The organism is Pleionea mediterranea (assembly GCF_003148745.1).
GTDB classification, from domain to species: Bacteria; Pseudomonadota; Gammaproteobacteria; order Enterobacterales; family Kangiellaceae; genus Pleionea; species Pleionea mediterranea.
Genome location: NZ_QGGU01000004.1, coordinates 185,618 through 192,821 on the forward strand (window position 1 = coordinate 185,618; position 7,204 = coordinate 192,821).

General features: G+C 37.1%; 10 protein-coding genes and 1 pseudogene. 10 read left to right on the forward strand and 1 reads right to left on the reverse strand.

The window, feature by feature from the left end:
- The 7 genes and pseudogenes from C8D97_RS06400 to C8D97_RS06435 all read left to right on the forward strand — a co-directional run.
- On the forward strand, positions 1-915 hold a 915-nt coding region (locus C8D97_RS06400; RefSeq protein WP_210204875.1), incomplete at its 5' end, for an RHS repeat domain-containing protein.
- Positions 916-1,646: 731 nt separating this feature from the next.
- Positions 1,647-2,504, forward strand: coding sequence for a transposase (locus tag C8D97_RS06410; RefSeq protein ID WP_109762926.1), 858 nt, complete (start codon positions 1,647-1,649; stop codon positions 2,502-2,504).
- A 192-nt stretch (positions 2,505-2,696) separates the two neighbouring features.
- Positions 2,697-3,347 (forward strand): annotated as a pseudogene (locus tag C8D97_RS06415) (polymorphic toxin-type HINT domain-containing protein); the annotation flags it as partial.
- Between the two features lie 3 nt (positions 3,348-3,350).
- A complete protein-coding gene (locus C8D97_RS06420) occupies positions 3,351-3,812 on the forward strand; it encodes a hypothetical protein (protein WP_109762928.1) in 462 nt (153 codons plus the stop codon).
- Between the two features lie 84 nt (positions 3,813-3,896).
- Positions 3,897-4,151, forward strand: coding sequence for a transposase (locus C8D97_RS06425; protein WP_245411410.1), 255 nt, complete (start codon positions 3,897-3,899; stop codon positions 4,149-4,151).
- Positions 4,141-4,365: a hypothetical protein gene (locus C8D97_RS06430; RefSeq protein WP_109762929.1), complete on the forward strand. Its 225-nt coding sequence runs from the start codon at positions 4,141-4,143 to the stop codon at positions 4,363-4,365. The genes C8D97_RS06425 and C8D97_RS06430 overlap by 11 nt, the downstream gene beginning before the upstream one ends.
- A gap of 49 nt (positions 4,366-4,414) precedes the next feature.
- The gene (locus C8D97_RS06435) at positions 4,415-4,738 is read left to right on the forward strand and encodes a hypothetical protein (protein WP_109762930.1); all 324 of its coding nucleotides are present in this window, start codon (positions 4,415-4,417) and stop codon (positions 4,736-4,738) included.
- A gap of 435 nt (positions 4,739-5,173) precedes the next feature.
- Here C8D97_RS06435 and C8D97_RS18010 read toward each other — a convergent pair whose 3' ends face one another.
- A complete protein-coding gene (locus tag C8D97_RS18010; RefSeq protein ID WP_146196093.1) occupies positions 5,174-5,386 on the reverse strand; it encodes a hypothetical protein in 213 nt (70 codons plus the stop codon).
- A 20-nt stretch (positions 5,387-5,406) separates the two neighbouring features.
- On the opposite strand from C8D97_RS18010, the gene C8D97_RS06440 reads away from it, so the two are divergent.
- The 3 genes from C8D97_RS06440 to C8D97_RS06450 form a co-directional block, all read left to right on the forward strand.
- Positions 5,407-5,871, forward strand: coding sequence for a DUF3592 domain-containing protein (locus tag C8D97_RS06440; RefSeq protein WP_109762931.1), 465 nt, complete (start codon positions 5,407-5,409; stop codon positions 5,869-5,871).
- 299 nt (positions 5,872-6,170) lie between these two features.
- Positions 6,171-6,419, forward strand: coding sequence for a hypothetical protein (locus C8D97_RS06445; RefSeq protein WP_109762932.1), 249 nt, complete (start codon positions 6,171-6,173; stop codon positions 6,417-6,419).
- Between the two features lie 445 nt (positions 6,420-6,864).
- On the forward strand, positions 6,865-7,204 hold a 340-nt coding region (locus C8D97_RS06450; RefSeq protein ID WP_245411411.1), incomplete at its 3' end, for a transposase.

The following is a 7,204-nucleotide window of genomic DNA, read 5'->3' on the forward strand; positions in this document are numbered from 1 at the left end:
TTAAAAGTTCTTATGGTGTTTGTACTGGCAATGGTATCCGTTGTCAGTCAGGCAAAAAAGGAAACCATCACCTTTATCCATACCGACCATTTAGGTTCACCAATAATGGCGACCAACGAAGATGGCAGTGTGAAATGGCGTGAGGACTATCAACCCTTTGGTAAGCAGCTCACCAATCAAGATACGGATAATAATGTAGGGTTTACCGGGCATAAAGACGATAAGTCGTTAGGTTTAACCTACATGCAAGCCCGCTGGTATCATCCGGAAGCTGGGCGGTTTATGTCGTTGGATCCTATACGCTATCGCGATGTGCATTCGTTTAATCGGTATGTGTATGCGAATAATAATCCGTATAAGTATGTTGATCCGGATGGGAAGTCACCCAAAAATCAAGCAGGGCTAATTCCATTTTCGCATAAGCAAATCAATAATTCGTTAGCTCATGAAGCATGGCTAAGGAATGCAGAGTTTCAAAGAGCTAAAGACAATCGTGATCTTGCAAATATAGGTAAGGTAGTAGTAGGTTCAACTGCTGTGGCAATATGTGTCATTGCAGAGCCTTGTGGAGTTATAGCCGGAATAGGTGCGGTAGGAGGAGGTGTGGCTGCAATTGAAGGCTCTACTGCTTTAGCAGGTGCAAATGAAGGAAAAGGTATACACTTGGTTGAAGTAACTGCAGAACGCATTGCTTTAGGAGTTGGTGCGGAAGAAAATGCAGCAAATACTTTTGGGAAAAATGCAAAATCAACTTTTGATATCTCAACTGGATTAGTTGGCTTTTTGAATGGCAGTACGTCACTGATATGGAGTACTTCTACACGTTCAGAACGTGTTATGGGAGGAGTAGACACTGCTACAGGGTTACAGTCAACATATAATGGCATAGAAGGGGGGCTTAACAATGAGGAATAAAATTCAGTGGGTAGTTTTTTTTATCCTCAGTGCAATATGGAGTTTATATTTCACGTTAAACGATAAATTAACGGATACTAGTAATATGGAGATAAAGCCACTTGACTCATTCACCTACGAATGTAAAAAGAAAAGTAAATCCGACAAAGTCTATTTTTATATTAATAATGGATTTTTAATGCTGCCGTTATTATCAAGTAGCTGTGAACAATTCTTTAATCGTGTTGAGAACGCAAAGGACGTTAGGGTGCTGTTTAGCAGAAAAGGACTCGTTCAACAGCTCTATATCGATGGAAAAGAGTTTGTTGACGAAAAAAAACTTATGCGAAATCACTCGATTACGAATTGGGGTGTTGCTTCTTTTGGATATATAATGCTTATATTATCCATGATAAAATTATATCAAATGCATAGAAGGAAAAAAGAGTAAACCCCGATAAACTGTTTGAGTTTAAACTACCTGAAAGTATCCTGAATTCAAGTATTAAGTGCAATTTCCTATTGTGTTATATCAGTGGTACAAATTGCTTGTTCAATATTTGATTCGGAGTTAGATTTCTTCTGCTTTTTCGAGGACGATTATTAAGCAGCCACATTACTCGTTTTATCGACTGAGTATCGACATCTTTAAATTTTTTGCCTTTGGGAAAAATTGTCAGGATTAAACCGTTTAAAAGTTATTAGGGTCAGGTCTTGTATTGCCACATAGGGCCTGCTAGTCTTTGCTCATTATGGCGAGACCTATCCGAATAGAATACCCCGGAGCGATATACCACATCACTTCGCGCGGGAATGCTCAAGAGTCGATTTATCATAGTGATGATGACCGTCATCAATTCTTGTCGATATTGGAAAAAGCCTGTGAGCGCTATCAATGGCAGGTTTATGCTTACTGCCTGATGGATAACCACTATCATCTCATGGTGGAGACATTAGATAGCACGCTGTCCAAAGGAATGCGTCATCTGAACGGTGTTTATACGCAGTGGTTTAACCAAACGCGTCCCAAAAAGCGGGTGGGGCATGTGTTTCAAGGGCGTTTTAAAGCCATATTAGTCGATAAAGACAGCTATTTACTGGAGCTTTGTCGATACGTGGTACTGAATCCCATCAGAGCCAACATGGTAGAGCACGCCTCGGAATATCGCTGGAGCAGCTATCGCGACACCACGGGTCAACGGTCGGCGCAAGAATGGTTGAATACAGACTGGGTACTGAGCCAGTTTGGCAAACAACGAAAGCGAGCGAAAGAGAAATACAAGCAGTTTGTGAGTGATGGAATAGGCAACGACTCACCACTGGAGAATCTCCAGGGGCAACTGGTCCTGGGCAGCGATAAGTTTGTGACCAAAGCGCTTAGCCATTTGCCGAAAGAGCAGCAAGCCAGCTTATCTGAAATTCCTAAAAAACAGCGTAAAAAGGTATTTGCGCTATCGACTTACTTTAAACAGTACGAGCGAGATATAGCTGTTGCAGAAGCCTATTATTCCGGTGGCTACAGCCAACGTGAAATAGGCGAGTTCCTGGGGTGTCATTACAGCACGGTGAGTCGACTATTGAAAAAGGTAGAGTGGCAAAGAAAGACCTGACCCCAGAATTTATGGGCTGCAGTTGAATACCAGTAAGTTAGTGAGCTTCTTTATTAACAGGTAAATGGGGAAGGTCACTCTGATCCTATTGATTATCGATGGAAGTTGATGAATAAAAAGTCTGACAGCTCACCTTGTCAATTAAGTTGTTTTGTTGCAAGCACCGAAGTTCTGTGAAAGTCGGGATATACCGCCATCGAAAATATAGTTGAAGGTGATTTGGTTTGGGCGAAAAATGTTGATACAGGTGATTATAGCTGGAAGCCTGTTACAAAAACCTGGGTCGTTGATAAAAAACCAATCTATCGTGTATCTGTTAAAACCAAGCAAGATTTAATTCAGACTATTGATGCAACATCAAGTCATCCATTTTTCGTAAAAGATAAAGGATGGGTCGATACTCTTGACTTAATACCAGGTGACAACTTTGAGAATAAAGAAGGTAATAGTTTTGAAGTACTATCGATAGAGGACTTAAAGAAACAGCAAGTTGCCTACAACTTTACAGTGGCTGATTTTCATACGTATTATGTGACTAAGCAGAATGTGTTGGTGCATAATTGTAATGTTACAAAGGGAGGAATGCTTGGTGCTAACGGAACTAAGACTGCGAATACAACGTTGTGGAAAGGCAAAGGTAAAGAAAGAATTGATGTGGAGAACCCTAATCCAGGTCAAAGACCGGGACAAGTTCACTATCAAGATAATAAAAATAACAAATATCTGTATGAACCCAAGACGAACTCTTTCCGAGATGCTCCGAAATCTGTAAATAAAATGTTGAATGACAAAAAGTTTAAAGGCGCAATTGATAAAGCAATGACTAAGTACCTTGGAGAATAATATATGTTTACGATGAACTCAGAAATGTCGAAAGCGTACAGTAATCTGTTGTTGGACAATGTTGAGCTAGATCGTAGTCTTTGTGAGATTACAGAATCTGGATTTAAAGGCCAGAATGGCTGCTTTTTTCTTGGAAAGTGTCTTGAGATTGATACGAATACATCAATCAACGATTTTCCTGACAAAACTGGCTATGAGTGCTTTATTAACTCAGTAAATATAGACGATTATGTTGAGGACGGTTATTTAGAACAGGCAGTGTCTTTTGTTCGCAATGTGTTTTCTCAGTGGAATGATATCCAAGAGAGTAAGAAATTGATTGCAATATTGTCATTGGATGAATTTGGTCTGAAAGTAAAGTTTCATATGCATCGAGTTGGCGAGCAGTGGTTATCAGATGAGTTGGAGGATTACGAAGAGTCTATATTAGTGGTAGATTCTTCGGAATCAATAGGGTCAGAGTGAACCTCCCCCAGTTTAACGGATACTTAAAACAACCGACAAGCGTGCTTTTTCGAAGAGGACGATTACAAGGTCTACTTAGATCTGCTGAAAAAGGCGAGTGAGAAATACAAAGTATTGATCCATGCCTTTGTTCTGATGACGAACCATGTGCACCTGTTAACCACCCCAAACAATGAAACCGGCAACAGTCGGATGATGCAAGCGATAGGTCGCAGTTATGTCGGATACATCAATCATACCTACTCACGGACTGGAACGTTGTGGGAAGGACGGTATAAATCGACGTTGGTCGATAGTGAAGACTATCTGCTAACCGTGCATCGTTACAATGAAAATTAACTTACGCAAGCCAAATATATTCTTATTAGTACTTGGGTTATTTGCTATTTATAATGGTTTTCAAGGAATGATTGAAGGAAAAGTACAGTTAAGGATTATTGAATATTCTTTGAATGAGGCTCCAGTACTTTATTTTGGGGTAATATTAACTTTATTTTTGGTTGGGCTTTCGTTTGTTTACTTTTCATTTTCTGGCGCTGATAATGTTACATAATTAAGAAACCATTTATCGTAGCATTAAAAAAAAGTAAAAATTGCATTATATGAAGATTCCTAAAAAAGCCAGAGCATTGCTTCATGCTCTGGTTTACTCTATAACCTTTACGACTTTGGCGGTTATCTTTCTTATAAGTATGTATATATTTGAGTATTTTGCATGTTTGTTAAATATTGATTTCACCCTTAATAGAATAATATTTGTGTTTTTTTGGACGGCAGGTATTATATTTTTTAGCGCATTAATGGTTGATATTGCTGGCTACATAAGAGATAAAAAAATATGTACGTTAGAAAGTATTGACTATGAAAGTTTTATTGTTTTAAACAAAGAAGATAAGCAAGAGATATATAGAAAGTACAGCAAATGAAAAGTTTAATGTGAAAGTCTCTGGATACTTTATGAGATGATGTTTTATGCGTTACTGAGAAGTAAGCAAATAAAGCAATAGATATGATTAGTCGCAGGTACATCTGACGCCGTTAGAAATGAAATAAAAGAGCTTTAAGTTGAATAACTTTAAAATAATATTTTTAGTTTTAATGCTATCTGCTAAGGAAGTTTTTTTATTTATGTTGCCTATAAATGGAGTGCTTTTTATTTTTAGCCTAATTACAGGTGGGCTTGCTGAAATGCTAATCATAATTTTTTATATTAATATGGGGCGCTTTTAATTGGTAGCTTATTTTTTTAAATAGTCGCTCGACATCGTATTAGAAATTATATGAAATTGAACTCAATTAGTATAAAGGAGTTTAATGAGCTTGAAGGAGTTAAAAAAAGGAAGGTAATTGGCAGTTTAGGTTTAAGTGATTACTGGGAGCAAAGCAGATTCTAAATTAGTTGAAATGTCTATCTGGCTAAGTGATATGAAAATCATAATTTCAATATCTTTATAGATAATTTCGTATGATGCTAAAAATTGTGGAGCGGCAAAGAAAGGCTTTCTCCAATTATATTGATATAAAGTTGGTGCGACTGTTGGTGCTGAACCTAGACCAAAAACATCATCATGCATAAGCGATAAGTATTAGAGATATGAAATATTATTGGTTCAAATTAAGTGCTTCATTATTTGCTGCATCTATTTTATTGTTTTGGGTGAATTACGAAGACATTAGAGGTAGTTTTTTTAAAGAAAACATTAATTATAAAAAGGCAGGCGGCCTTATAATAAAATCAAAGTATCATTACCATCCTGGGAAAAAGTCATATGAATATTTTATTGAATATTCATATGAAGTGAATGGAAAAGTATTTTTAAATAGTAACTTGAATTTTGATAATCAAAATTATGATAGTAAAGAAGAAGCTGAAAAAATAATAAATAATTATCCTGTTGGAAAAGAGCTTGTTATATTTTATGAAGATGGCGACCCAAGTATCTCAGTGATTGATCCATACACTACGAGTAAAGTTGATATTGTGTATATTATTTTCACGTTGTTTCTTCTGTCAATAATATGTTTTTTAGTATGGCTTTTTACTAAATATAAGTATTGATTTATAAGGTAATATTTTCTCTAAAAATCAATAGGACAGAGTGTTTGACTTTCAACAAATTGAGCAAGAAACGGGCGTGCAGTAAAACCTCGTCCGTGCGGTGGAGACCGTAAGTCAGAGCAGTATTGGAAGCGGCAGTATGATCAAACTCTGACCCCATTGATTCCAGTTGGAGCTATTTCTAGCATGCTTAAAGAGACTTTCGGTGGAGGAAAGACATTAGATACAGCAAATAAAGCAACTGGTGAGCTAGCGAAGAAAACAGTAGACAACGAAACCGTTAAGCGCGAGGACTAATTATGAAGTTGTTTAATAGAAACTATTTTAAAAAATGTTTCAAGTATGCACTTATTGTAACTTTAAATATAGCCATTGTTTGTTTCTTTGTTGTGATTTTTGGAGATACTATCGGTAACACAGTAGAAATTACTCTTCGTTTTATATTTGGTATAGTAGGTGCATTTATTTTCTTTTTTATATTTTTTATTGTGTACTTTATTTTTCATTCAGAAGTTGATGGAGATTTTAAAGGTATTACAAAGAGTTGAATGCAATTAAAAAGTTTTTTATTAGCTCTATGGTTACGTTACTGGTGCGCGTTCAGTATTGAATAAAAAGAATTCTACGCTAAGACCCTCTACTTAAGATGATATTCGAACTTTACGTAAATACCTTGAACGGCAGGATCGGTAGGCATGGAAAAAAAATTTTGGTAGTTCAGGCAATTGGCTTGAGTTGTTAAGGTCATTATTTTGATCTTCACAACTGTTACGATTTTCAAGGTTTTGATTTTGATGTCGCAGGAAAGACCTTTTATTTGAATTTTACTCGATCTTCTGAATCGCAGGATTTAAAGCAGAAGGTATCAATTAAAATCAATAGAAAATCAATAGGGTCAGAGTGTTTGATATTGAGGTGAATTGAGCTTATTCTTTATTCACTTCAAACAATTGATCAACAAGGATGTGCATGGCTCGATTACCCCGTCTTTACATGGATGATTGTGCTCATCACATCATTCAAAGAGGCAACAACCGACAAGCGTGCTTTTTCGAAGAGGCCGATTACAAGGTCTACTTAGATCTGCTGAAAAAGGCGAGTGCGAAGTACAAAGTATCGATCCATGCCTTTGTTCTGATGACGAACCATGTGCACCTGTTAACCACCCCAAACAATGAAACCGGCAACAGTCGGATGATGCAAGCAATAGGTCGCAGTTATGTCGGATACATCAATCATACCTACTCACGGACTGGAACGTTGTGGGAAGGACGGTATAAATCGACGTTGGTCGATAGTGAAGACTATCTGCTAACCGTGCATCGTTACATCG

Bases quoted from the DNA above. Each gene is read 5' to 3' on its own strand.
- C8D97_RS06435 (WP_109762930.1), top strand. From the start codon at position 4,415: ATGAAGATTCCTAAAAAAGCCAGAGCATTGCTTCATGCTCTGGTTTAC.
- C8D97_RS18010 (WP_146196093.1), bottom strand. From the start codon at position 5,386: ATGCATGATGATGTTTTTGGTCTAGGTTCAGCACCAACAGTCGCACCA.
- C8D97_RS06420 (WP_109762928.1), top strand. From the start codon at position 3,351: ATGTTTACGATGAACTCAGAAATGTCGAAAGCGTACAGTAATCTGTTG.
- C8D97_RS06440 (WP_109762931.1), top strand. From the start codon at position 5,407: ATGAAATATTATTGGTTCAAATTAAGTGCTTCATTATTTGCTGCATCT.
- C8D97_RS06410 (WP_109762926.1), top strand. From the start codon at position 1,647: ATGGCGAGACCTATCCGAATAGAATACCCCGGAGCGATATACCACATC.
- C8D97_RS06445 (WP_109762932.1), top strand. From the start codon at position 6,171: ATGAAGTTGTTTAATAGAAACTATTTTAAAAAATGTTTCAAGTATGCA.
- C8D97_RS06430 (WP_109762929.1), top strand. From the start codon at position 4,141: ATGAAAATTAACTTACGCAAGCCAAATATATTCTTATTAGTACTTGGG.